Source organism: Streptomyces sp. NPDC001634 (assembly GCF_040298185.1).
Classification (GTDB): domain Bacteria; phylum Actinomycetota; class Actinomycetes; order Streptomycetales; family Streptomycetaceae; genus Streptomyces.
Genome location: NZ_JBEOZU010000063.1, coordinates 1 through 24895, shown reverse-complemented (window position 1 = coordinate 24895; position 24895 = coordinate 1). Strand labels below are relative to the sequence as shown.

Below are 24895 nucleotides of genomic sequence, written 5' to 3'. Positions count from 1 at the left end.
GGGAGCCGTCGGAGGGATCCGGTGCGTTCAGCAGGCGGTTTGCCCTAGGGCCTGTCACCCGCCGGTGGAGGTTGCGCCGGTCACGGCCGCTCCGGTGCTGGTGCCTCCGAAGCCGCCGGTGGAGGTTGCGCCGCTGACGGCTGCGCCGGTGCTGGTGCCGCCGCCGATCTGGCCGCCGGTGGAGGTTGCGCCGGTCACGGCCGCTCCGGTGCTGGTGCCTCCGAAGCCGCCGGTGGAGGTTGCGCCGGTGACGGCTGCGCCGGTGCTGGTGCCGCCGCCGATGGCGCCGCTGGTGGAGGTTGCGCCGGTGACGGCTGCGCCGGTGCTGGTGCCGCCGCCGATGGCGCCGCTGGTGGAGGTTGCGCCGGTCACGGCCGCTCCGGTGCTGGTGCTGGCGCCGGTCGCGGTCGAGGTCGCGCCGGTGACGGACGCTCCGGTGGTGGTGCTGGCGCCGGTCGTGGTCGTGGTGGCACCGGTCACGGCCGCTCCGGTCGTGGTGCCGCCTCCGATGCCGCCGATCGTGGTGGCGCCGGTGACGGCCGCGCCGGTAGTGGTGCCGCCGACCCGGCAAAGCCCGACGATCGCGCCGTTCTGGGTGTTCACCAGGCGAGCCACGAGCCGGCCGTTCACATTGACCAGCCTGCAGACCAGGGCCGACGGCACGTTCGCCGAGTTGGTCGCAGCCTTCGCTGTTTGAGGCGTCGCCCCCACGCTCAGTACGCCCGCCGTTCCGGCAAGCGCAGCAGCCAGGCAGGACGCGCCGATCGCGCGTGCAAGGTGCCTCCGGATGCCCGTCGCCATGATGCCTCCTTGAGGGATGGGCTACATACCTCCCCCAGCCTGGGAGACCGGCCATGACCGCGGCGTTGATCCGGCGTGACCCCGGCGTGACCGCGCCCGGCCACCATTCGGCCCAACAGAAGATTCGTACTGGTATGGGGGTTTTTATCTTGGTTTTGCGATGATCCGCTCAACGAGCCGGGTGATTCGCCACTGCATTCGCCGAATGTCCCGGGACCCCAGATCGGGGGAGCGTTGTGGAGCAACACGAGGCCTTGGACGAGACCTGCCTGGAGGGTGCGGCGCTGCGCGAGTCCGCCGAAGCGGATGTGCTGCCGCCCTCTCCGAGCGGGTCCTGGTCGCTGCTGTCGCGGATCGTGATCACTGGGGCCATCGTGGTGACGGCGATCGCCGTCACCGTCCACCTGCTCCTGATCTGCCTGTATCTCGCACCGTCGAATGCCATCAACAGGGAACACGGCGAGCTGGTACGCGCCTACGTCTATCCGGAGTTCGATCAGAACTGGCAGCTCTTCGCCCCGAACCCGCTCCAGACGAACATCACCGTGCATGCGCGCGCCGAGGTCAGGATGCCCGACGGCTCACTGCGCACGACGCCCTGGGTGTCCCTGGCCGACCAGGACTTCGCCCACATCAGGAACAATCCCGCGCCCAGCCACACCTACCAGAACCAGCTGCGCCAGGCCTGGGACTTCTACACCAGGCAGCACGACATCAACGGGACTGCGAACGGTCTGCGCGGCCGGCTCTCCGAGGACTACCTGCGCCGGATCGCGGCACAACGGCTCGGACAGCGGCTCGACGGCGGCCAGGTGGTGAAGGTGCAGATTTACGCGGCATATGCCCCCATCGTTCCGCCGAAGTGGAGCAATGAGCCCGTGGACGCCCGGACGACCAACCAGGCCCTCCCATGGTGGCCGGTCTCGAAGGAGGACTTCCGTTGAACGTCGAGAAGGACACCGCCCGGGTGCCCTCGCCCTTCGAGGGCATGGGCGCGAAACTCGATGCGGGGATCACCAGGGGGATGCAGAAGATCACGGGAACGGCGCTCTTTCCGTACCAGGCCGCGATCGTCCGGATCGGCTTCGCGCTGACCTTCGGGCTCTACCTGATCCGGGAGTGGCCGCACCGACTGGTGCTGTACGGACCCGCCAACCCCTGGGGATTCGGCCTGGCCCGGCGCCTGATCGATGAAAACGGCGCGTTCTCGATGCTGGTGTGGACCAGGAGCGAGCTGTGGTTCGAGCTGGTGTACAACGGCACGATCGTCGTGAGTCTGCTCCTGTTCCTCGGGTGGCACACCCGCACGATGTCACTGCTGTTCATGGCCGGCGTGTTGTCGCTCATGAACAGCAGCGTCCTCCTTGGCGACGGCGGCGACACCCTCATCCACCTGGTCGCGAGCTACCTGGTGCTCACGCGGTGCGGGCAGGTGTGGTCGCTGGACGCGCGGCGGCGGGAGCGCGCGGCGGTGCTGGGCCGGGCGGGCGGCGATCGGGTGGGCGTGGCCCTCTGGGTGTTCTTCGGCCTGGCCCTCGCCATCGGGCAGATGACGGGATTCGCTCAGCTCCTTTGGGGCTGGGCCCTGTTCTTCTGGGGGATGTGGATCGTCCACGCCTTGTGGTTCCTGGCCGAGCGGCGCCCCCTCTCCCAGTTGCGGGCGACGTCGGACGTCATCGCCAACCTCGTCCACAACGCGGGGATGCTGGTGATCGCCGCCCAGGTGTGCATCCTCTACACCACGGCCGGCTGGTACAAGATCCAGGGCGCGCGGTGGCAGGATGGAACCGCCGTGCACTACCCGCTCCACCTTCACTACTTCGAGCCGTGGGCCCCGCTGTCCCGGGCGCTCGACAGCAACTCCACGATGCTCACGGCGATCACCTACGGCACGGTGATCGTGCAGGTCGCCTTCCCCTTCACCCTCCTCAACCGCCGGGTGAAGAACGTGCTGCTTCCCATCATGATGGCCGAGCATGCGTCCATCGCGGTGATCTGCGGCCTGCCGTTCTTCTCCATGGCGATGGTCTTCGCGGATGCGATCTTCCTGCCGACGGGCTTCCTGCGCTGGGTGGGCTCGAACGTGGTGGCGGCACGCGACCGGATGATCGGCCGAGTCCGCCGCAGAGGGGCCCCTCAGACGGAGACGGCCGGTGCGGGGGCCGGCGTATGACCGTCCGGCGCCCTGCGTGAGGGCGCGTGTCCGGATGTGGGTTCACGGCCGCAGCGACCCGTTGCCGGGGCGTGACCGCTGCAGTTCGGCCACGAGCTGGCGCAGCCGCTGCGTCGGACGGAGTCCCAACTCGTCGCGGAGGCGCTGTGCATAGCGTTCGAAGTGGTGCAGCGCCTCGGACGGGTTGCCCTCGGCCAGGTGGGCGCGGATCAGCGACGCCTGGCTGCTCTCCCGCAGGGGATCGGCCTGAACGGCCGCGTGGGCGGCCGACACCGCTCCGGCGAACTCCTTGGCGTCGATGAACTCCCCTGCCAGGGCCTCCAGGGCGTGCAGCCGCAGCTGCCGCCAGTGCTCCGCCTCCAGCAGCGCCCACTCGTCGTACCAGCCGGGCAGCAGGTCGGCCGAGAGCTGGTCGACGGTTGCCGCGTTGAGGCGGAGCTCCTCGGCCGGGGCGCGGGGATCGACCAGATGCTGGGCCAGCGAACGGGAGTGGTAGAGGTCCACCGTGACATCCCGCGCGAGACGCACCTCGGTGGGGGTGACGTCGAGCGCCTTCCTGCCGATGCCGCGCAGACGCGAGAGTGCCGCCCGCAGGTTCGTGTACGCACTCTGCTCGGACGCCTCGGGCCAGAGACTTCCGGCGACCAGGGCTCGGGGTACGGAAGCACGGTAGTTGAGGGCGATGAACGCCAGAAGCCGCTTCGAGCCGGCCGGAACCGTCACGGGAACATCGCCGACCATGAGATCGAAGCCACCGAGAAGAGCGATGTGCACCGAGGGCTTGGTCCTCACGGCCGGCGAAGAAGAAGCGAGATCAACTGTGCTCATGGCTGTGTGATCGCGTAGGGGTCGGTCCAACCAGGCGCCCGCCGGACGGCTGCGCCGCCGTTGCCCGAAGGCTTACGATCTTCACACTTTCCATAGATCCATGCTGCTTTGTCCCCTGAGGGTTGTCGAATCGTCATGATTCGGACAAGTGGGGCCTGGGGTGTGGGGTGGTGCGGCACCCCTCCGGCTCCATGGAGTGCGGGTGATGTCGGGCATGGTTCTCACCGCTGTGCAGTCCTGTCGATACGTGGAGTGACGAGCTGCCGTACGGCCGGCGCAAGCCGCTGCGCTCGCAGGTCCCCGTCGCCGATGCCAGACTGACGGCGTGGGCGTCTTGCCCGAGCTGGTCACCGACATCCGCACGGTCAGCCATACCTGCACACCGCCACCTCCTCGTCGCCGCTCCGTCGGCGCCCTCCCGTTCGCTGCCGGTCATCGTCCGCAACCACGTGCGGCCACCCCGAGGCCCCTGATCGGGCCTCGTTCCGGTGGAAGGGCCAGGGAGGTCTCTCAAATGAAGACCTGCATACGGGACGTCGTCCTCGTCGTGGCAGCCATGTCGACGGCCGTCGCCCTCGCGGCCTGCGGACAGGGCGGAGGCGGCGCCGGCGGCGGGAGTGCTCCGAAGATCGGTCTGCTGATGCCGGACGCCACCACGCCTCGCTGGGAGACGAACGACAGGCCCCTGCTCGAGAAGAAGATCAAGGAGCTGTGCCACGAGTGCACGGTCTACCACGCCAACGCCAGGAGCGATGTGGCGACCCAGCAGCAACAGTTCGACTCCATGATCACCAAGGGGGTCAACGTGCTGGTGCTCGTGGCCGTGGACGCCCGTTCACTCGGCGCCGCGGTCAGGAAGGCGCACGACGCGCACATCTCCGTGATCTCCTACGACCGCCTCGCCGAGGGCCCGATCTCGGGTTTTGTCTCCTTCAACGGCGAGGAGGTCGGCCGGCTCCAGGGCCGGTCACTCCTGAAGGCCATGGGCGCCAAGGCGAAAGGCGGCCAGATCGTCATGATGAACGGCGACCCCACCGACCCCAACGCGATCTGGTTCAAGAAGGGCGCCCTGTCCGTGCTCAAGGGCAAGGTCAAGATCGGCAAATCGTACGACACGCTCATGTGGCGGACCGAGGCCGCCAACATGAACATGTCGGGAGCCATCGCCGACCTGGGCGCCAACAACATAGACGGCGTCTACGCAGCCAACGACGGCCTCGCCGCCGGCAGCATCTCGGCCCTCAAGGCGAACAAGGTCACCCCGCTGCCCCCCGTCACCGGTCAGGACGCCGACCTCGGAGCAGTACGGCGCATCGTCGACGGCGAGCAGTACATGACCGTCTACAAGCCGTTCCCGCCCGAGGCCTCCGCGGGCGCCGCCATGGCCGTGGCCGCGGCCCGCGGTGAGAGTCTCGACCGCATCGCCACCGGCAAGGTGAGGACCCGCACCGGGCAGGAGGTTCCGGCCGTCCTGCTCACCCCGATATCCGTGACCGTCCGCAACATCAAGAACATCCTGGTCAAGGACGGCGTGTACACGATCCGGCAGATCTGCACGCCCGAGCTCAGGGCGGCCTGCGACAAGGCCGGACTCACCGGATGACTCCCGGATGACTCACTGGATGACTCACCGGACAACTCAGCGGACAGGACTCACGGACAAGACCCACCGGATAGGAAGGTATGCCCCTATATATAGAGGTATAGGTCGTTTCACTGAGGCCGGGCGCGGGGAAGGAGATGGTTCGCGTGTCGCCCTCACCCCTGCTGGCTCTGCACGGCGTGTGCAAGCGCTTCGGTGTCGTCCAGGTCCTCTCCGACATCGACCTGGAGGTTCGCGCCGGTGAGGTCGTCGCACTCCTGGGCGACAACGGGGCCGGCAAGTCCACCCTGGTCAAGGTGATCTCGGGCGTCGCCCCCGCGGACACGGGCGTCATCGAGTGGGACGGAAGGGCGGTTCACATCAGGCGCCCGCACGACGCCCGGGCACTCGGTATCGCCACCGTCTACCAGGACCTTGCGCTGTGCGGGAACCTCGACGTCGTCGGCAACCTGTTCCTCGGGCGGGAGATCCGCAGGTTCGGATTCCTCGACGAGGTGGAGATGGAACGCCGCAGCCGGGACCTGCTGAAGCGTCTGGCGATTGGCGTCCCCGATCTGCGCGCACCCGTCGTCTCCCTGTCCAGCGGCCAGCGGCAGACGGTCGCCATCGCCCGCTCGCTCCTGGGCGACCCCCGGGTCCTTCTGCTGGACGAACCGACCGCGTCTCTGGGATTCGAACAGACCAGCGAGGTTCTGGACATCGTCGACCACCTGCGTGACCGCGGCGTGGGGGTCCTGCTCATCAGCCACAACATGGGTGATGTCAAAGCGCTCGCGGACCGGGCCGCGGTGCTGCGACTCGGCCGCAACAACGGCTTCTTCAACGTGGGCACCGCGTCTCAGGAAGAGATCATCTCCTCCATCACCGGCGCTACGGAGAACGTGCCCCGCCGGACGGCTCCCTAGGAGGCGGAGTGGTGAAAGGGATGCGCAAGCGGGTGGGCAACGCGCAGGCCGACTCCGCCACGCCCGCCGCCGAGCCCGGTCGGACCCAGCCCCGGCGGGGCATCGTCCGGGCCCTGGAGGGCTGCGCCGCCACGTCCCGGCGCAGGCTCAGGGCGGGCGATCTGGGCTCGCTCCCGGTCGTGTTCGTCCTCGTCGCGGTATGGGTCGTCTTCCAGATCCTCAACCAGAACTTCCTCTCACCCCGGAACCTGTCCAATCTCAGCGTGGACATCGTGGGCACGGGCCTGATCGCGGTCGGCATCGTCTTCGTGCTGCTGATCGGCGAGCTCGACCTGTCGGTCGGCTCGGTCAGCGGTCTGTCCGCGGCCGTCTTCGCCGTGCTGAACGTGAACTACGGCGTGCCGGAATGGCTCGCCGTCGTCGTCGGGGTCCTCACGGGTACCGCGGCAGGGGCTCTCCAGGGATTCTCCTTCGCGAGGACCCGCGTGCCGGCGTTCGTCGTCACCCTGGCGGGGCTGCTGACCTGGAACGGCCTCATGCTCTACATCCTCCGCACCAGCGGCACCATCAACCTCGACGAAAACGGCTTCGTCGCCAAGCTGACCAGCTACTACTTCAGCAACGACGGCGTCGCCTACGGTCTGGCGGCGCTCGGCGCGGGCCTGGTCTTCCTGACGTCCTACCGGGACAGGCGACGTCGTATGGCCCTGGGCATGCCGCACCACTCGCTCCGCTGGATCGTGGCGCGCGCCGGAGTGCTCGCGGTGATCGCGTTCGCCGCCGCCTACGTTCTGAACCGGTTCCAGGGCCTGCCGCTGGCCCTCCTGATCTTCCTCGTCGTGGTGGCCGCCCTGGACGTCGTCCTGCGTCGCACGCACTACGGGCGGCAGATCTACGCACTCGGCGGCGGTGTCGAGGCGGCCCGCCGCGCCAGCCTCAACGTGGTGGGGGTACAGACCGCGGCGCTCGCGGTCTCGGGCGCGATGGCCGCGATCGGCGGCCTGTTCCTCGCCTCACGGATCACCTCGGTGAGCCAGTCCTCGGGCGGGGGCGTCCTGCTCCTGAACGCCATCGCGGCGGCGGTCATCGGCGGCACCAGCCTGTTCGGAGGCCGCGGAACGACCTGGTCCGCGGCCCTCGGCGCGCTGATCATCCAGTCGATCGCCTCGGGAATGGCGATCACGGACACCCCGATCGCCGTCCAGTTCGTGATCATCGGAGGGGTGCTGTTCGCCGCAGCGGTCATCGATTCGCTGTCACGGCGCTCACAGGAGGCGCACGGCAGAGCCTGACGTGTCCCTTCAGCCTCGATGACGGTGACGCGTCCACCGCACAGGGCGGAAAGGCCCTCGGGATCCGAGGTGAGGACCGTGACCGGCCCGTGGGCTGCGAGGGCCGTGGCGCCGGGCACGTCGTCGATGGCGTACCTGTGTACCTGTGGCCGTGCAGCCCGGCGTCGGCGAGCAGGGCGGCGGCGTGGCGGGCGACGGGCTTCGTGAGTGGTTCGACGGCGAGGCGTGACAAGGCTCCACTCCAGGGCCGGGCGGTTGATCCGGGGATGGATGACCTCGGCCGGGGCGGCCGTGGACGTGATCACCCGCGGTCGTCCGCGCGGGCGCGAGCGAGCCAGATCGTGACCGTAGGGTCGCGCAGGACGGCCTTGGCCGGCCCTTCGCCGTCCAGGACGAGGGTGCCGCCCGGAGTGGCGGGGGAGCGGGTCACGCGGTGTCGGCGGCCCCGCCGTCGGCCGGTGCCGACGGGCTTGCCGGAGCTGGTCGTGCAGGGCCGGGCCTCGGGCTCCTCGTGGATCGTGCGGAAGGTCGCGCCGGCAGCCACGCGCCGTCGAACGGCGGCCGGCCGGTGGCCGCGAAGGCCGGGAGGCAGCCCAGGGAGAAGACGTCGCTGGGCGGGCCGACCTCCTCGTCGCGGGCCCGCGCATGTTCGGGCGGGAGATATCCGGAGGTGCCGATGACGACGTCGGTCGCGGTCAGAGCGGTGGCGCCGCTCATACGCGCGATGCCGAAGCCGATGAGGGGCGGTCCGTCGAGGGCGAGCAGCGCATTGCCGGGCTTGATGTCGCGGTGGACGAGCACCGCCGTATGCACGGCTGCGAGCGCCTCGGCGAGCCGGGCCCGCCCGCACGGTGACCGGGGGCAGCGGGCCGTGCTCTGCGACGGTCTCCGCGAGCCAGGGGCCGGGGACGAAGGCGGTGGCGATCCAGGGTTCGGCGGCCTCCGGGTCGGCGGCCGTGACCGGCACGGTCCAGCGGCCGTCGACCCGGGCCGCGACGCGGGCCTCGCGCCGGAAGCGGGCCCGGAAGCTGGCTCGGAAGCCGGGGTCGGCGGCGTGTTCGGCGCGGAGGACCTCGAGGGCGGCCAGAGCGCCGCCCTCGGAGCGTGCGAGGTGGACGACGCCCATCCCCCCGCCCCGTCCGGGCGAGCAGTCGGTGGCTGCCGATCGACTCCGGGTCATCCGCAGCGAGCTGTCGCATCGTCACTTCACCTTCGGCTGCGGCGCCTTGTCCGGTGCCGGGCCCGGGCAGCGGAAGGCGCCTGCGCGCACCTGGAGGATGAAGCCGGCGGGGGGCGAGCATGGGGGTGCCCGTCATCTTGAAGTCGAGGGCGAAGTCCCGTGTGATGCCCCGGAACCTGGCCTTCTCCAGCGGGGCGACGAGCGGCCGCGCGCCGGGCGCTTCCCCTTGGCCGCGGTGAGCTGACGACGGCCGTGGTGCCGACGCCACGCATGTCGTTGACGATGGGCGCGAAGTCGGTCGTCCCGGCCGGGACGACGCGGGGGTGGGTGGCGTCGCCGTACTGCCGAACCACCCCTGTCAGAAAGGCCCTTCCCGCCGTACGAGGCTGACCATTGTCTCCCGGTGCGCGTAGCGCATTTTCGGGGCGGCAGCGCGTACGGGGAATGGGCTCGTCATCACGCGCCGCCCGCGGTCATCGCGGTACTCGGCCGTCTGCCCGCGGCACCTTCCGGAGGCGGGCGCGTGGGACAGTTCATTCGCGAACTCGACGCCGCTCTCCGCGCCTGAGGGCGATCCTCTTTTCGGTGGGTAATTCTTCTCGCGCTGCAGGCAGTTCAGAACGCCAACGCCAACGCCAACACGAACCAGAACGCGAACGTCGACCTGAGCAGCGTCAAACCAGAGCAGGGCTGACACGGGCAGTGCCGACACGGGCGGCATGTGATGGAGCGACCGGTCAGCGAGGCGCCCGCGACTGATCCGCCGGCCGTGGGCCGAACTGATATCGCGCTGACATATGGCGCGTTCCGCGTCGATCGGTCTTTACACGGTCGAGCGGAGGGCATTAACTATTACCAGAGCGCAGGAGCTCGGAGGGAAAGAAAGAGAGCCTGCGATCTGGGAGAGGTACCCGTAGTGGCCTAGCGGGGACCGTTCACGGTCGGGTTTTACGCCCGCGCAGGTTCGAATCCTGCCCTCTCCGCGCAAGTGCAATGCTGGGAGAGGTACCCGTAGTGGCCTAGCGGGGACCGTTCACGGTCGGGTTTTGCGCCCGCGCAGGTTCGAATCCTGCCCTCTCCGCCGAGTTTTTGTATACGCAGGGATTGTTACGGCTGCCGGGACGGTCCCAGCCGACGGCGTGCCCCCGGACGGACTCCGAAGAGGACGCCGTCCGCGACGACCTCCGCCCCCGTGGGGCGGACAGCCGCTCTGTCCAAGTGAGCGGTGCCGGACGGCATCGGCAGGCCCGGATCACTCTGCAGACCGGCTCGGCGATGGGGCGACGGCTGCCATTCCCCTGGTCGGATCCGTGAGCATCACCGCCACGTCCACCCGACCCGGAACGGCAGACCGCGTCAGGGCCGTCGGCCGGGACGGCGAGCCCGGGGCCCGACCAGGCTGTGCGCACGCGGTAAGTGCCTTGACAGCAAGGCCGGGTCGTGAACTCGGCGAAAGTGGCCTGCCCTGCGGTGAGCCGGTGATGACGTGGAGGGCCTTCACCTTAGTGTTGATGTCCACGCGGTCGGCGCGGCGTTCCTTGATCCTGTCAAGGGACCGTTGCTGTCAGCGGCGCGTCATAGTGCGGTCAGGATCGAGCCGTTAGGGTGAGATTCGACAGAGCGGAATTTCGGCTCCCGGGACGTTCCTCTTCAACGTCTGGACCGGAACGGAGCGACGCGAGGGTGAACGCGGCGTTTCATAGCGGGAGTCACAGTTCCGTTTTTGCCCAGGGCGTGTTTTCGTCAAGATGGTCGCGCGCTGGTCGTCAGCCGCGCAAGGTCGTGAACAGAAAGCGCATTCACTGGTACTCAATATCAGCAACGGGGGTTCTGAGAGTGCTTTATTTCAAGGTTCTGGGACCGTTAGAGATCGACACGGCGGACGGCAAGACGCAGGTCCGCGGCGTGCTCCAGCGGAAGCTGCTCCGTACGCTCCTCATCAAGTCGTCCGAGCTCGTTCCCAGCGAGGCTCTGATCAACGAACTTTGGGGCGAGGAGCATCCTGAACGGGTCGAGAACGCACTCCAGGCTCACATCAGCCGGATAAGGCGCCGACTGTCGTCACTCGAGCCCGAGCGGGCCGCATCCCGGCTGCGCACCCACATCTCCGGCTACCAGTTGATGGTCGCGGAGGACGAGGTCGACGCGCTGTGGTTCCTGAGCAGTCTGGAACGTATCCGGGGCCGGCTGGACGAAGATCTGCCCGCAGCCATCCGGGACCTGAGGGCGATACTCGACGCCTGGCGGAGCCCGGTGCTGCCGGAGGGCGAGGGCGGCGTGATCTGCAAGGCCGCCGTGTCCCAGTACGAGGAGTCCCGATTATTGGCCATCGAGACACTGTTCGACGCAGAACTGCGCGTGGGCAACCACGCGGGCATCGTGGGAGAGTTGAGGGGCACCCTGTCCCGCGACCGGTTCCACGAGCGCTTCTGGCAGCAGCTGATGACCGCGCTCTACCGCTCCGGCCGGCAGTCCGAGGCGCTCGCCGCCTACCAGCAGTTGCGCCGTCGGCTGAATGACGAACTCGGCTTGGAGCCCTCACCGTCCACCAGTGCGTTCGAGCAGGCGATCCTCTCACACAATCCACTGCTGAGTCTGTCGTCCGGCGCCGAGATCGCCCTGGCGGCCGCGGCCCCCGAGCCCACAGCCATCGACAGGTGGTCATCGGACGGGGATCCGGCCCGTCACCTGTCGAGGCGCTGATACTCCGAGCACGAAGGAACGTATCCCGGCCACAGAGACCGAATATCAACACCTCGCTGCTTCGGCCTGCCCGTGCGCGATGCCAGGCAAGGCCGACGAAGAGCGAACCGAGGCGGCACGCTGGTGGTAAGCGTCATGATCGTACTCAACGTGCTGGGCCTTATGGAACTGCAGGGCCCGTACGGAACTCATCACATCGAAAGCACGGCGCAGACGACACTTCTTGTACCTCTGTTGGTCAGTCGGCGCTCGTTCGTTTCCGCGTCGGTGCTGGCGAACGAATTATGGGGCGACAGCCGTCCCAGAAGAGCAGAGAACGCGCTGCACGCGCATATCAGCAGGCTCCGTAAATGCTTCAAGCGGGTGGACCCCGGTGGCCCGCAGGGCCGGCTCCGGTCGGGACCCAACGGATACCAACTCGTGGTGGGCGACGAAGAGGTGGACGGCGAGCGGTTCGTACGCGCCGTACAGGAGGCGCAGAAGTTCTCCGGCATCTGCCATCCCGCGGAGACCAGCGTCCGTATGCGCCGGGCACTCGCCATGTGGCGTGGGCCGGTGTTCGGCGGCATCACGGGCGGGGCGATGTGCCAGACCGAGGCGGCCCGCTACGAGGACGCCCGGCTGCGAGCCTTCGAGATCCTCTACGACAGCGAACTCGCCCTGGGCCGACATGCGTTGATCATTGGTGAACTCAGCTCGCTGGTGGACGGCAGTGCCCTGCCGCGGGAGCGGTTGTGCGCACAGTTGATGGTCGCCCTCTACCGCTGTGGACGGCAGGCGGAGGCGCTGGGCGTCTACCAGAGGGTGCGTGAGCGCATGATGGAGGCCGCCGGATGCCTGCCGTCGGTGGGGTTGCGCAGGTGCGAGCGGGCGATCCTGGAACACGATCCGGCCCTGGACACCGTCGCGTCGGGGTTCGTCGAGATCTGCTGACCGCGCGACACCGACGAGACCGCGCGCCGATCGGCTGTGCAGCCTGGCGCGCGGTGCCGGGTTTCATGCCGGCTGCCGTGCCGTCCGGCGAAAGACGTCCGCGGTGTGCTCGTCGGCCGGGTGGAAGGTCTCCAACGACAGCTCCGCCACGGTGATGTCCGTGGAGGCGCCGAAGGTGGTGACGGTGCTGAACAGGCGCAACTCCGTACCGAGAGCGCGCAGATGCAGAAGGGTGACCACCTCGTCGGTGGTCTCCGGCTCGGCCTCCACCCCCGGATAGCCGGACACCTCCTCGTACAGCCGCCGCAAGGACGGCCGGCCGGAGTGGATGACCTGGCGGTGCAGTCGCCCCAGCATGTGCTGGCGGAAGTGGGCGGAGTTCACCATCAGCCCCGACAGGCCGTCCGGGTGCAGGGTCAGCCGCATCAGATTGACCGGCGGTTCGCGCAGGTGGTCCGGCAGCTCGCGGGCGAGCAGCCGGGCCCCTCCGTTCATCGTGACGATGTTCTCGTCGGCGTCCAGGGCGAGCGCAGGGAACGGCTCATGGGCGCTGAAGAGCCGGTCGACCATGGCCCGGACCGCCGCCATGCGGGCCCCGTCGAACGCGGATTCCTCAAACACCGGGGCGTATCCGGCTGCCACCAGCAGGGTGTTGCGATTGCGCTGAGGGACCTCCAGATGTTCGGCCAGCCGCAGCAGCAGGTGACGGCTCGGCTGAGCCCGGCCGGTCTCCACGAAGCTGACGTGCCGTGCGGAGATACCCGCCCGCTGAGCCAGATCGAGCTGGCTCAGACGGCGGCGATGCCGCCACTCTCGGATGAGTGGCCCGACTCCGGCCGGTCGCTCAACTGTGGTCACGCACGTCATGCTATGAGGCTCACCTGGTTTCTGAAAGCCCGTTCAAATGCCCGCCGCGGACGGCTGGTTGACGCTGTGACCGCGGCTGCGACGGCGCTCATGGAGTAACTGCGCGCCTGATGTGCCGCACCAGGTCGGAGGTGACGCCGATGGTGTTGTCGATGTTGTTCATATAGAAGTGGTCTCCGGAGAACTCGGAGTTGCCGAGGTAGCTGCTGGTGCGGTCCACCCAGGACGCCATCGCCCCGCGCTCCATGAGCTGGTCCTCGTTGCCGCTGTAGCTGACGATCGGGCAGCCGATCGCGGCGCCGTCATCGAGATAGCTGGCCACGACGGCCAGGTCGGCCCGCATCGCCGGGATGATCATTTCGAGGGCCTTGGGGTCGTCCATGATCTCGGTCGGCACCGAACCGAGCGCGCGGATCCACCCCTTCAGCTCCTCGATCGGCATGTACGCCTGCTCCAGGGTCGGGGTCTTGAAGTCCTTCGGGGCCCAGCCCGAGACTCCGACGAGCACCGGTGCGGGACGACCGCTCTTCTCCAGTGCGACCGCCAGCCGGTAGGCGAGCTGCGCGCCCATGCAGTGCCCGAAGAACGCGTACGGACGATCGTCCAGCTCCTGCGTGATCGCCTCCTGGAGCGCCTCCACCAGCGGCTCCATCTCGGTGAACGTCTCCTCGGACGCGCGGTCCTGGCGTCCCGGCAGTTGGACACAGTGGTGCGCGACATCGGCGGGCAGCAGGTCGGGCCACTCCTTGTAGATCGATGCCCCGCTGCCGGCGTGCGGGAACAGGAAGAGCCGCAGTGCCGCGTCCGGGCCGGCCTCGCTGGGCTGGAACCAAAGGCTCGACGGCGAAGTGATTCGATCGGTCATCGCAGGATTTTTCCTCACTGGAGGGGCTGTTCGGCATGCACCGGTCCGGCCGGCCGCGCGGCGCGCAGCGCGGGCAGGACCGCCTCGGCGATCTGCCGGAGGTAGGGGCGCGAGTCGAGTGAACCGATGCGGATCACCAGGTGGCGTGCGCCGGCCGCGACATACTCGGCCAGCCAGGCGGCGCACTCGTCCGGGGCGCCCCAGCCGTACGCCTGCACCGTGTTCATCAGCGCGAGCGGCCGGCCGTAGTAGCCCTGGACGTAGCTGTCGAGGGCGGCCTCCGCGCGGCCGCGGTCGGCGTCCACATTGAGCGTGGCGTACAGGCCGGGCGTGATGGAGTGCGGCGACCGGCCTTCCTGCTCGGCCAGTTCGGTGATCCGCTCCCAGGCGACGCGGTACGCCTTGGGGTCTGGCAGGAACGGAAGCCAGCCGTCGTAGAGCCGCGCCACGCGGGAGAGCACCCGGGGAGTGTCGCTGCCGGCCAGCCACAGCGGCGGGCCACCGGGGACGGCGGGCTTGGGCAGCCGGTCGACGCCGTCGATCTGCCAGTAGCGGCCGGTGAATTCGCCGGTTCCGTCCTTGGCGCCGGTGCGCCATGTCTGCCGCCACAGCCGTACGGTCTCGTCCAGGCGGCCGACACGGCTCTCGAAGGGCACTCCCACGGCGGCGAACTCCGCCGCCGACTCCGGGACCGGGAACCCGGACCCGAGCCCCAGGCTCAGCCGCCCGCCCGAGGCGTGGTCCAGGCCGACGGCCATGCTTGCGCCGATCAGCGGGTGGCGCAGCGGCGCGGTGAGCGCGGCCGTGCCCAGCCCGATCCTGCTGGTGACGGCGCTCACCGCGGCGAGCACCACCAGTGGGTCCAGACGGGGCCGGGCGGTGAGCGAGTCGCCTGCCCACAGCGAGTCGAAGCCCAGGTCCTCCGCCTCGCGGGCGAAGTCGAGCAGCGGTGCGATGGAGTAGTCGCCGGTCACGGCCATCTCCCTGGTGGGCAGGAGAACGCCGATGCGCAACATTGGTGACGGCGGTTCGAGGGGCGGCATCCAGGGCTCCCTTGTGGTCTTCTCGGTCGTCTGCCGGGTCAGCTGGAGGGCTGCCGGTCGCCGTACTGCTCGCGCAGGATCCGGCGCAGCACCTTTCCGGAGGGGTTGCGGGGCAGGGTGTCCACGAACACATAGCTGGTGGGGATCTTGTAGTCGGCGATCCGTCCCCGCAGGTGCAGCATCAGTTCCCGGGGGGTGGTGGCCGGGGCTCCCGGTACGAGCACCACGCAGGCCCGTACCGACTCGCCCCACTGCGGGTCGGGGACGCCGATCACGGAGCTCTCGGCCACCGCCGGGTGCTGGTCGAGGGCGCCTTCGACCTCGGCGGGGTAGATGTTCTGCCCGGCCATGATGATCGTGTCGTTGATCCGGTCGCGCAGGTAGAGATAGCCCTGCTCGTCGAGGTAGCCGACGTCGCCCATCAGGAGCCAGCCGTCGACGAGCGTCCGCTCGGTCTCCTCCGGCATCCCCCAGTACCCGAGCATGCGGGCCCCGGTCCTGATGCACACCTGGCCGGTCTCCCCGGCCGGCAGCGGCCGGCCCTCCCGGTCGCAGATCCGGATCTCACTGCCGGGGCAGGCACGTCCGGCGCTGCGCAGCACCGGGCTGCCGGCGTGGTGGTCGGCCGGCGGCAGCATCGTGGCCACGCTGCCGCTCTCGGTGCTGGCATAGACCTGCGCGAACTGGCAGTTCATCACCTTCACACACTCGTCGAGCAGCGCCTCGGGCATCGGCGCGGCGCCGTACGCCACCTTCCGCAGCGACCGGAAGACCGACTGGAGGCCCCGTGACTCGGTGAGCATCAGATGCAGCATCGCGGGCGCCGCGAACGTGATGGTGACGCCGTACCGCTCGATGAGACGCACAGCCTCCTCGGCGACGAACATCCGCATGACGACGTTCGGGATCCCGGCGATGAAGCTGTGCATGAACCAGGCCATGCCGGCGACGTACGAGCCGGGGAAGGAGACCAGGCTGACGTCGTCGGGCAGCCAGTCGAACCAGTCCGCCCCCTCGCGCTCCATGGCTTCGACGAACGAGTAGAAGCTGCGGTGGGCGAGGACGACCCCCTTCGGCAGGCCGGTGGTACCGCTGGTGTACACCTGCAGCACCGGGTCGTTGGTGCCCGTACCGGGTTCGAGGTCGGTGTCCGCGGCGCCTTCCCGCCACGCGTCGAAGCCTTCGCCGCCTTCCCCCGTCGCCGCGGACGCCGCGCCGGGACCGCCGTCCAGTGTGACGAGGGCGGTCAGTCCCGGCAGCGACCTGGCGACCCGCCGTGCCACCGGCAGGAACTCCGGTTCCACGAAGGCGAGCCGGGCGCCGGAGTCGCGGAGGATGTGGTCGACCTCCACGGCGGACAGCCGCCAGTTGACGGGCACCAGCACGGTGGCGCTCTTGGCGCAGGCGAGCGCGATCTCGAAGTACAGGGCGCTGTCCTTGCCGAAGTAGGCGACCCGGTCGCCCCGGGTCAGCCCGGCGCGCAGCAGTGCGTGGGCCGTCCGGTTGCTGCCCAGGTGCAGTTCGCCGAAGGTGGTGTGGCGGTCCTCGTGGATGACGGCGGTCAGGTCGGGGCGGACTGCGGCGTGACGGGCCGCGGCCGCATTGAGGGTCGAGGGATCGGCCTGCGGGGTCGGGGGATCGGCCTGAGGGGTCGGGGGATCGGCCTGCGGGGCCGGGGGATCGGCCTGCAGAGTCGACGGATCGGCCTGAAGAGTCGACGGATCGGCCTGCGGGGTCGGGGGATCGGCCTGCGGGGTCGGGGGATCGGCCTGAGGGGTCGAGGGATTTGCGTACCGCGGATGGGAATCCGCAGGGCGCGGCCCGCCGGCCGCGGGCTCGATCGACATGTCTTTCATGGGCTCACTCCGGTCTGGGGGCAGGCCGCGGTGCGGCCGGGGTGCGGACGGTCATGCCGGGGTCGGGACGAGCCGGGTGTCGAGGAACTCGGCGAGCTGCTCGGCGCTGGGGTGGTCGAAGACGACCGAGGCCGGCAACGGTGTCCGGAAGGCGGCTTCCAGGGCGTTGCGCAGTTCCATCGCGACCAGGGAGTCCAGACCCAGCTGGGCGAACTCCACATCGGAGTCGACGGAGTCCGCGTCCTCGATGTACAGCACGGCCGCGACCCTGACCCGGACGAACTCGTCGATCACCGTGAGCCGTTCCTCGCGGGGCCTTGAGCGCAGCGAGTCGATGTCGAGGGCGCGAGCCGCCCCTTCGCGCGGCACATGGAGGTACTCGTAGAGAGCGTTGGGGATCGGCTTGGCGGGCACGAAGCGGTCCCAGTCGCATTCACCGGCGCCGATCTGGACCACCGGGCCGCCCAGCAGCGAGGCCAGCGCCCGCATGCCCTTGGCCGGCGAGAAGAAGCGGATGCCCTGATCCAGCCAGGCGTTGACGATCTGCTCGCTGAGCCGGGCCGACATACCGACCGTCGCCCACGGGCCCCAGTTGACGCTCAGCGCCGGCAGGCCGTGAGCCGCGCGCCAGTGCATCAGGTGGTCCATGAAGGAGTTGGCGGCGGCGTAGTTCGACTGGGTCGCGCCGCCGAGGACCGCCGCGGCGGACGAGTAGCAGACGAAGAAGTCGAGGTCGGGAAAGAGCTTCGCCGCCTCGTGCAGCAGCCAGGTGCCGTAGACCTTCGGCTGGAACACCGTCTCGAAGGTCTCCCACGTCTGCGCGGAGACCGCGCCGTCGGCCAGCACGCCCGCGGAATGGAAGATGCCTGCGAGCGGATGCGGGGCGGCCAGCAGTTCGCGGGTGAGCCGTGCCATGTCCTGCGGGTCGCAGATGTCGGCCTTGACGTCGGTCACTTCGGCGAGGCCGTCCAGCTCCGCCCTGAGGTGCGCGACATCGGCGGGCGGGGCGCCCCGGCGGCTGACCAGGGTCAGGTGCCGGGCACCGAGGTCGATCAGCTTACGGGCGGTGACCAGGCCGATCGCGCCGAGACCGCCGGTGATCAGGTAGTTGCGGTCGGGCCGGACGGTGGCGGCTGCCGGGCTCGCGGACACCTCGCTGGGTGCCAGCCGCCGGACGTACCGTGTGCCGTCCCGGTAGGCCACCTGGAACTCGTCGCGGTTGCCGCTGCGCAGTTCGTCCAGCAGACGGGCCGGGCCGGTCCCGTCGGCGGGCAGGTCGACCATGGTCGCCCGGAGCGTGGGCGACTCGTTGAGCAGGACGTGGCCGAAGCCCCACAGGGACGCCGCAGCCAGGTGCTCGCCGGTGCCGGCGGTGTCCGAGGGCAGCCACTGCCCCCGCTCGGTCACCAGATAGAGCCGCTGGTCGCGGCCGAAGCCCTCGCTTTCGAGTGCGGCCACGAGGTCCAGCAGGTCGCGGTAGTTCGTCTCGCTCTCCGTGCGTAACCCCTCGACCGTGGTGGCTGCTGCATCCGCGGCGGGACCCGGGCGCCAGAACCAGCACAGATCGGTCGGACGCCACTCGCGCATGATCTGTACGGCCTGCTCGACGCTGCCGGCGAAGCTCAGATGGGTGCCGGCCGGAAGGTCGGCCCCGGCGGGGAAGCCGGCGCCGTCCGCGTGCACGACCAGTACGTGCCGCTCCCGGGGATGGTCCTCCTCGACAGGCGTCACCGGCTGCTCCACCCAGCGCTGCTCGTGGAACCAGTGCCGGCGGGCATGGGCCGGGTCGGCAGAGGACGTGAACCGCAGCCCCAGAGCCTCGAACACCGGCTCGTCGCCCTCCAGGGCGAGCAGATCGGCGGCCGGACCCCCGTCGGCGTCCGGGAACGGGCGCAGCAGGACCCTGAGCCGCCCCGACCGGGGCTTCTTGAAGAACCGGAAGGTGTCCACGCCGGTCGCGAGCAGACCCGGCCCCTCGTCGGCGAGGGCGGGCAACAGGCGCAACGCGCTCTCCAGGGCCGGCGGCGGCAGGAACTCCGGAGCACCTGTGGGCAGTCCCGAGATCTCGCCGACGACCAATCCGGCACCGTGCCGGGACGCGTGCGCCAGCTTGCGGAACGCCGCGCCGTGCTCCGTGCCCGTGGCGGACAGCCCGCTGTAGAGCTCGTCGGCGTCGCGTTCCTCCGTCGGCGCGCCCGCCGCCCGTTCCAGGGCGGTCAGTTCGGACGCGACATCGTCCAGTGCATCGGTCCGGTCCCCGGCGGACGGGGGAAGCACGGTGGCGGTGGCGTGGCGGACCTCGCCGTCGCCGCTCAGGCTGACCAGCTCGAGGACCGCGCCGCCGTCCGGCGAGAGAACGGCGCGGGTGCGCACCTCGGCCGGCTCGTCCTCGGTGAGGAGCAGCGGCTCCTCGAAGGCGAGCTGGGAGATCGGTCGGCGAGCCTCGCCGAAGACGGTGTCCTGGAGCGCCAGGAAGGTCTCCACATGGGCCGCGACCGGCACGGTGATCCTGCCGGCGACGACGTGGTCGGTCAGATACGCCGGGTACGCCGAGGGATCGGCGGTCAGCTGGAGCGCGAACTCGCGTACGCCCGCCGCGGTCTGCTCCGGGGTGCTCACCTCCTGGCCGAGCAGCGGATGCTGGAAGCCGCCCACGGCCCGTGCCCCGCGGTGCCGGTTGCGGTCGTTGGGCATCCAGTAGCGCTTGCGGTCGAACACGTAGCTCGGCAGCGGCACTTTGCGTGCCTCGCGTCCGGCGTGGAAAGCGGTCCAGGACACCGGAAGGCCCTCGCTGTACATCTGGGCCACCGCGCGCAGGATCGTGGTACTGCTGCGGTCGGAGGCGGACAGGCTGCGCAGCCAGCTGTGGTTCTGCACGGCGACGCTCTGCTTGGCCAGCGAGGTGAGGGCCGAGGACGGGCCGATCTCGACGAAGACGTGCTCACCGCGGCGTTCCAGAGTGGCCATGCCGGCCTCGAACAGAACGGGTTCGCTGATGTGCCGCGTCCAGTACTCGGCGTTGGAGACCACGCCGGGCTTGGCGGGCTCGCCGGTGACATTGGAGATCAGTGCGATCCTCGGCTCCCGGAAACGGATCGCCGAGATCGAGTTGCGGAACACCTCGCCCACTTCGTTCATCAGCGGCGAGTGGAAGGCGTGCGAGACCGTCAGCTGCTTGACCTGCACCCCGCGCTCCTCCAGCAGGCGGGTCAACTCGGCCAGCGACTCCACGCCGCCGGAGACGACGCACTGCTTCGGCGAGTTGACCGCGCCGATCGCCAGGTCGGGGTAGCTCGCCACCAGCGGCTCGACCACCGACACCGGGGCACTGGCGGCGGCCATACCGCCGGGGACGGTCACCGACTGCATCAACTTCGCGCGGATGGCGACCAGTTCGACGGCCTCGGCGAGGGTGAAGACCTCCGCGACGGTGGCGGCGGTCACCTCGCCGATGCTGTGGCCGATCACCGAGTTGGGCCGTACGCCCCAGGACATCCACAGTTTGGCGAGCGCGTATTCGAGTGTGAACAGGGCCGGCTGGGTGTACAGGGTGCGGTGGATGTCCTCGGTGTGGTCGTCGGTGCCGAGGATCATCGCCTTGACCGAGCGGCCGAGCAGCGGCTGGAAGAGCCGGTCGCACTCGTCGATGTGCTCCCGGAAGACGGGGAACCGGTCGTAGAGAGGGGCGCCCATCCCCGGGTACTGCGCTCCCTGCCCGCTGAAGAGGAACGACACCTTGCGGTTGCGGCGTGAGCGGCCGCGGCCCCCTCCTCGGTCCTGCTCCAGGAACTTGCCGAGCTGGGTGCGCAGCTGCTCGCGGTCGGTGACCACCGCGGACATCCGCACGTTGAAGTGGGTGCGCCCTACGTTGCCGGTGTAGCACAGGTCGCGCAGCGGGGTGCCGGGGTGCTCGTCGAGGAAGGCGTGGTAGCGCTCGATCTGGCGGCGCAGCGACTTCTTCGTGCGCGCCGAGACAGTGAAGATGTGCGCTTGTTCCTCGTCACCCCCGGCGGTCTCGGCGGGGGATTCACCGGTGGGCGCACGCAGCAGCGGCGGTGCCTCCTCCAGGACGGCTGCCGCGATCGTCCCCGCGAAACCGAAGCTGTTGACCACCGCCCGGCGCGTCGGCGCCTCCCAGGGCCGTACCTCCGTGGGCACGGTGACCGGGTAGATGTTCCAAGGGATACGCGCGGACGGCTTGTTGAGATTCAGATGCGGATAGACGACGCCTTCCCGCATCTGAAGCACGGTCTTGATCACACCGACGATCCCGGACGCCGGCTCCATATGGCCCAGGTTGGTCTTCACCGAGCCGACCATCAGCGGCTCTTCCTTCGAGTGGGAGCCGGCGAACACGTCGTTGATCGCGCCCATCTCGATCGGGTCGCCGAGCGGGGTGCCCGTGCCGTGTGCCTCCACGTACTGGATGTCGGCCGGCCCCAGCCGGGCGTTGGCCAGCGCGGAGCGGATCACGGCCTCCTGGGCGATCCCGTTGGGAACGGTGAGCCCGGCGCTGTCGCCGTCCTGGCCGACCGCCGAGCCGCGGACCAGTGCGAGGACGGTGTCACCGTCGCGCTTGGCGGCAGACAGCCGCTTGAGCACCAGGACGCCACAGCCCTCCGCCCGCACATAGCCGTCGGCGGCCTCGTCGAAGGTCTTGCACTGCGCGTCCGGCGCGAGCATGTTCGCGTGGCTGAACGTCACGAAGACACGAGGGTGGTGGAGGGCGTTGACCCCGCCGCACAGCGCGATCTCGCACTCGCCGCGCCGCAGGCCCTCCACCGCCAGGTGCAGCGCGGTCAGCGCCGACGCGCAGGCGGTGTCCACACTCATGCACGGGCCGTGCAGACCGAGGAAGTACGACAGCCGGCCCGACAGCGGGAAGGCCGTGGTGCCCGAGGCGAGATGGCCGTCCAGGTCCTCGTAGGCGAGGTCGGTCATCTCCAGCGCGTAGTCGACGGAGCTGGCGCCGACGTACACCCCGCCATTGCCGTTGCGCAGCGCGGTGGGGTTGATGTTGGCGTTCTCCAGGGCCTCCCACGCGGTCTCCAGCAGCAGCCGCTGCTGCGGGTCGACGTACTGGGCCTCCTTGGGCGAGATGTTGAAGAACTGGGCGTCGAACCGGTCGACCTGGTCCAGGAATCCGCCGCCGGTGGTTCGTATCCTGCCGAGCTCGGTCTCCTCGTCGGCCGCGAAGGCGGGCACGTCCCAGCGGTCCTCGGGGACCGGACCGATACCGGACCGTCCGTTGCGCAGGAAGTCCGCGAATCCGTCCAGGTCGGTGTTGCCTCCGGGGAACCGGAGGCCGACGCCGACGACGGCGATCGGTTCGTGCTTTTCCAGCAGCAGTTCGCGAATCGTTCCGCGCTGCTTCTCGATGGTCTCGAGGGCCGAGCTGAGCCGGTCGTCGCCCGCGTCGTTCGTCGGGGCGCCCTCGGGGCCGGGGCTCGCTGTCATCACGCTGCTTCCTTTCGCCTCCCGGAGCGGGAGTCCTGGGGTCACGGCCGGTACAGCTCGTCGAGCAGATCGGTCCACAGCTCCTCCTCGGGGGCCGCGTCGGCCGTGGGGCCGCCGACCGGACCGTCGAAGACGTCCGTCAGGGCCTCCTCCACGAGGTGGTTCATCAGCTTCTCGACGGTGGGGCTGTTGAACAGGAGATTCGCGCTGATCACGCACTCCAGCAGCGTCTCCAGACGCTGCCTGACCTCGGTGAGCCGCAGCGAGGTGAGCCCGATGTCGAAGAAGTTCTCCCGCAGCGGCAGTTCGTCGGTGTCCGTCATGAGCAGAGCGGCCTTGAACTCGGCCACGACGACGGCTTCCAGTGCGTCCCGGCGTTCGGAGAGCGGCAACTCCCGCAGCTGTCCGATGATCGACGTGCTCTCAGTCATCGCAACCCGTTTCGCTCGGACGTCAAAGACGCAATGCCGGAGGATTCAGTGGAAGGAGATTCAAGCAAGCGAGGCTGACCCGATCCTGACGCCCGCCTGATACACCGGCCGCCGCACCGCGCATCCGTCCGGCATTACCCGTGACGTAATTGACCCGCCGCGCCGAGGGGTGGGACGTTCCTACGGTGAATATCGAACCGGTCATCACGGAATCAGCGGACGCGATTCCCGAGGAGGCGGAAAATGACCACTGAAGCCACCACTGCGCAATCGGCGCAGGCCGACCGGTCGGGACCGGGCTCGGCCACGCTGCTGGTGGTCGTGCTGCCGGTCTTCATGGTCTCCCTGGACTTCTTCATCGTGAACGTGGCGGTGCCCTCGATCACGAAGGACCTGCACGCCAGTTCTGCGGCGATCCAGTTCCTGGTGGCGGGGTACGGCCTCGCCTACGCGTCGATGCTGATCACCGGCGGCCGTCTCGGCGACATCGTCGGACGCCGGCGGATGTACATCATCGGCCTGGTGCTGTTCACGGCGGCCTCGCTGCTGTGCGGTGTCGCGCCCAACTCGGGCAGCCTGGTGGTCGGCCGCATCCTGCAGGGCCTCGCGGCGGCGATGATGTCCCCCCAGGCCCTGGCCCTGGTCAACATCCTGTTCACCGGCGCCGCACGGGCGAAGGCATTCGCCTTCTACGGGCTCGCGGTGGGCCTCGGTGGGGTGCTCGGCCAGCTCGTCGGCGGCCTGCTCATCCAGGCGGACATCGCCGGACTCGACTGGCGCTCCTGCTTCCTGATCAACCTTCCCTTCGGGATCGTGGCCCTGGTGGCGCTGCCCAGGCTGGTGGCGGAGTCGAAGGCACCGGAACGGTCCCGGCTGGACCTGGTCGGCTCGTTACTGCTCGCGATCGCGCTGACCGCCGTGATCCTGCCGCTGGTGGAAGGCCGCGAGCAGCACTGGCCGCTGTGGTCGTGGATCCTGCTCGGTGCGGCGGCGCCGCTGCTCGCGGTGTTCGCGCTCCACCAGAACCATGTGCAAGGGAGCGGGGGTTCGCCCCTGATCAGCCTCGGCCTGTTCCGCGAGCGGTCCTTCACCGTCGGCATCGTCACCGAGCTGGTCTACTTCTCCTCCTCGGCGTCCTTCTTCCTGATCCTGGCCATCTACCTGCAACAGGGCTGCGGTCTCGATGCGCTGGAGGCGGGTCTGCTGGCGCTGCCGATCGGACTCGGCTTCCTGGTGAGCTCGATCTACGCCTCGAAGCTGGCCGCCAAACTCGGCCGCCAGGTGCTCGCCCTCGGTGCCGCCGTCCAGATCGTCGGCCTGCTGGCTCTGCACCTGCTGGTGTCGCACGTGGGCGTCACCGGGGAGCTCGCCGAACTGGCGCCGGCGCTGCTGGTCTACGGCCTCGGGTCCGGCCTGGTGATGGCGCCGCTGGTGTCGGTGGTGCTCTCCCGGGTCTCCCCGCAGCACGCCGGTGCGGGCTCGGGCGCCCTGTCCACCGCGCTGCAGGTGGGCAACGCGCTCGGCGTCGCCGTCATCGGCATCATCTTCTACGGCAAGCTCGACCACGCCTCACCGACCGCGGGACTGGGCGTGTTCGCCACCGCGTTCAACTCCGCGCTGGTGTACCTGACGCTCTTCAGCGCGGCCGTCGTCGCCCTGGTGCAGTTCCTGCCGGGCAGCCGCAGCGACACATCCGGCTGACCGCGCGGCCCCGTCAGCCACGTAGGCGACAGACGGCGTCCGCCACGACGGCGCCAGCCGCCAAGACGGCGCCAGCCGCCAAGACGGCGCCAGCCGCCAAGACGGCGCGAGCCGCCAAGACGGCGCCAGCCGCCACGACGGCGCCAGCCGCCACGACGGCGCCAGCCGCCACGACGGCGCCAGCCGCCACGACGGCGACAGACGACAGGACGGCGACAGACGACAAGGAGGCGGGCCGCCACGGCCCACTCGTGGGC

At 69.5% G+C, this 24895-nt stretch carries 16 protein-coding genes, 2 tRNA genes and 2 pseudogenes; 10 read left to right on the top strand and 10 right to left on the bottom strand.

Translation table 11 applies throughout. The features are described from left to right. Positions 1 to 54: 54 nt before the first annotated feature. On the bottom strand, positions 55 to 801 hold the full coding sequence (locus ABT186_RS32855) for a hypothetical protein (protein WP_351928174.1): 747 nt from the start codon (positions 799 to 801) through the stop codon (positions 55 to 57). Between the two features lie 236 nt (positions 802 to 1037). Between ABT186_RS32855 and ABT186_RS32850 the strand changes: the two genes are divergently transcribed. Both ABT186_RS32850 and ABT186_RS32845 read left to right on the top strand, forming a co-directional pair. Beyond that, positions 1038 to 1745, top strand: a complete 708-nt coding sequence (locus ABT186_RS32850; RefSeq protein WP_351928172.1) for a DUF5819 family protein — start codon at positions 1038 to 1040, stop codon at positions 1743 to 1745. Next, positions 1742 to 2974 (top strand): HTTM domain-containing protein, encoded by a 1233-nt coding sequence (locus tag ABT186_RS32845; RefSeq protein WP_351232479.1) that lies wholly within the window; start codon positions 1742 to 1744, stop codon positions 2972 to 2974. Before ABT186_RS32850 ends, ABT186_RS32845 begins: the two co-directional genes overlap by 4 nt. A gap of 42 nt (positions 2975 to 3016) precedes the next feature. Here ABT186_RS32845 and ABT186_RS32840 read toward each other — a convergent pair whose 3' ends face one another. Next, the gene (locus ABT186_RS32840) at positions 3017 to 3802 is read right to left on the bottom strand and encodes an AfsR/SARP family transcriptional regulator (protein ID WP_351232477.1); all 786 of its coding nucleotides are present in this window, start codon (positions 3800 to 3802) and stop codon (positions 3017 to 3019) included. Positions 3803 to 4316: 514 nt separating this feature from the next. On the opposite strand from ABT186_RS32840, the gene ABT186_RS32835 reads away from it, so the two are divergent. From ABT186_RS32835 to ABT186_RS32825, 3 genes are all read left to right on the top strand, one after another. Next, positions 4317 to 5405 (top strand): sugar ABC transporter substrate-binding protein, encoded by a 1089-nt coding sequence (locus ABT186_RS32835; protein WP_351928170.1) that lies wholly within the window; start codon positions 4317 to 4319, stop codon positions 5403 to 5405. A 137-nt stretch (positions 5406 to 5542) separates the two neighbouring features. Beyond that, positions 5543 to 6310 (top strand): ATP-binding cassette domain-containing protein, encoded by a 768-nt coding sequence (locus ABT186_RS32830; RefSeq protein WP_351928168.1) that lies wholly within the window; start codon positions 5543 to 5545, stop codon positions 6308 to 6310. Between the two features lie 20 nt (positions 6311 to 6330). Further along, entirely contained in the window at positions 6331 to 7602 is a 1272-nt protein-coding gene (locus tag ABT186_RS32825) for a sugar ABC transporter permease (protein ID WP_351232471.1), read from the top strand. A gap of 14 nt (positions 7603 to 7616) precedes the next feature. Here ABT186_RS32825 and ABT186_RS32820 read toward each other — a convergent pair. Both ABT186_RS32820 and ABT186_RS32815 read right to left on the bottom strand, forming a co-directional pair. Next, positions 7617 to 8032 (bottom strand): annotated as a pseudogene (locus ABT186_RS32820) (DNA-binding protein); the annotation flags it as partial. Positions 8033 to 8101: 69 nt separating this feature from the next. Continuing rightward, positions 8102 to 8801 (bottom strand): annotated as a pseudogene (locus tag ABT186_RS32815) (serine/threonine-protein kinase); the annotation flags it as partial. Between the two features lie 882 nt (positions 8802 to 9683). Here ABT186_RS32815 and ABT186_RS32810 point away from each other — a divergent pair. From ABT186_RS32810 to ABT186_RS32790, 4 genes are all read left to right on the top strand, one after another. Beyond that, a tRNA-OTHER gene (locus ABT186_RS32810) sits at positions 9684 to 9765 on the top strand. A gap of 16 nt (positions 9766 to 9781) precedes the next feature. Next, a tRNA-OTHER gene (locus ABT186_RS32805) sits at positions 9782 to 9863 on the top strand. A gap of 755 nt (positions 9864 to 10618) precedes the next feature. Then, positions 10619 to 11485: an AfsR/SARP family transcriptional regulator gene (locus tag ABT186_RS32800; protein ID WP_351232469.1), complete on the top strand. Its 867-nt coding sequence runs from the start codon at positions 10619 to 10621 to the stop codon at positions 11483 to 11485. Between the two features lie 423 nt (positions 11486 to 11908). Then, positions 11909 to 12418, top strand: coding sequence for an AfsR/SARP family transcriptional regulator (locus tag ABT186_RS32790; RefSeq protein ID WP_351232485.1), 510 nt, complete (start codon positions 11909 to 11911; stop codon positions 12416 to 12418). A gap of 63 nt (positions 12419 to 12481) precedes the next feature. Here the strand turns inward: ABT186_RS32790 and ABT186_RS32785 are convergent, their stop codons facing one another. From ABT186_RS32785 to ABT186_RS32760, 6 genes are all read right to left on the bottom strand, one after another. Beyond that, complete coding sequence (locus ABT186_RS32785) at positions 12482 to 13276, bottom strand: helix-turn-helix domain-containing protein (RefSeq protein WP_351232467.1); 795 nt, start codon at positions 13274 to 13276, stop codon at positions 12482 to 12484. Positions 13277 to 13373: 97 nt separating this feature from the next. Then, a complete protein-coding gene (locus ABT186_RS32780; protein WP_351928166.1) occupies positions 13374 to 14150 on the bottom strand; it encodes a thioesterase II family protein in 777 nt (258 codons plus the stop codon). Between the two features lie 14 nt (positions 14151 to 14164). After that, positions 14165 to 15193, bottom strand: coding sequence for an LLM class flavin-dependent oxidoreductase (locus tag ABT186_RS32775; protein WP_351928164.1), 1029 nt, complete (start codon positions 15191 to 15193; stop codon positions 14165 to 14167). A 38-nt stretch (positions 15194 to 15231) separates the two neighbouring features. Further along, positions 15232 to 17049, bottom strand: a complete 1818-nt coding sequence (locus ABT186_RS32770; protein WP_351928162.1) for a long-chain-fatty-acid--CoA ligase — start codon at positions 17047 to 17049, stop codon at positions 15232 to 15234. A 51-nt stretch (positions 17050 to 17100) separates the two neighbouring features. Next, on the bottom strand, positions 17101 to 22506 hold the full coding sequence (locus ABT186_RS32765) for a type I polyketide synthase (protein ID WP_351928160.1): 5406 nt from the start codon (positions 22504 to 22506) through the stop codon (positions 17101 to 17103). A 41-nt stretch (positions 22507 to 22547) separates the two neighbouring features. Next, on the bottom strand, positions 22548 to 22937 hold the full coding sequence (locus ABT186_RS32760) for an acyl carrier protein (RefSeq protein ID WP_351232457.1): 390 nt from the start codon (positions 22935 to 22937) through the stop codon (positions 22548 to 22550). Positions 22938 to 23180: 243 nt separating this feature from the next. Between ABT186_RS32760 and ABT186_RS32755 the strand changes: the two genes are divergently transcribed. Further along, positions 23181 to 24638, top strand: coding sequence for an MFS transporter (locus tag ABT186_RS32755; protein ID WP_351928158.1), 1458 nt, complete (start codon positions 23181 to 23183; stop codon positions 24636 to 24638). Positions 24639 to 24895: the final 257 nt, after the last annotated feature.

Coding starts and splice junctions, on each gene's coding strand:
- ABT186_RS32855 (WP_351928174.1), bottom strand. CDS start 801: ATGGCGACGGGCATCCGGAGGCACCTTGCACGCGCGATCGGCGCGTCC.
- ABT186_RS32840 (WP_351232477.1), bottom strand. CDS start 3,802: ATGAGCACAGTTGATCTCGCTTCTTCTTCGCCGGCCGTGAGGACCAAG.
- ABT186_RS32835 (WP_351928170.1), top strand. CDS start 4,317: ATGAAGACCTGCATACGGGACGTCGTCCTCGTCGTGGCAGCCATGTCG.
- ABT186_RS32830 (WP_351928168.1), top strand. CDS start 5,543: ATGGTTCGCGTGTCGCCCTCACCCCTGCTGGCTCTGCACGGCGTGTGC.
- ABT186_RS32825 (WP_351232471.1), top strand. CDS start 6,331: ATGCGCAAGCGGGTGGGCAACGCGCAGGCCGACTCCGCCACGCCCGCC.
- ABT186_RS32780 (WP_351928166.1), bottom strand. CDS start 14,150: ATGACCGATCGAATCACTTCGCCGTCGAGCCTTTGGTTCCAGCCCAGC.
- ABT186_RS32775 (WP_351928164.1), bottom strand. CDS start 15,193: ATGCCGCCCCTCGAACCGCCGTCACCAATGTTGCGCATCGGCGTTCTC.
- ABT186_RS32770 (WP_351928162.1), bottom strand. CDS start 17,049: ATGAAAGACATGTCGATCGAGCCCGCGGCCGGCGGGCCGCGCCCTGCG.
- ABT186_RS32765 (WP_351928160.1), bottom strand. CDS start 22,506: ATGACAGCGAGCCCCGGCCCCGAGGGCGCCCCGACGAACGACGCGGGC.
- ABT186_RS32760 (WP_351232457.1), bottom strand. CDS start 22,937: ATGACTGAGAGCACGTCGATCATCGGACAGCTGCGGGAGTTGCCGCTC.
- ABT186_RS32755 (WP_351928158.1), top strand. CDS start 23,181: ATGACCACTGAAGCCACCACTGCGCAATCGGCGCAGGCCGACCGGTCG.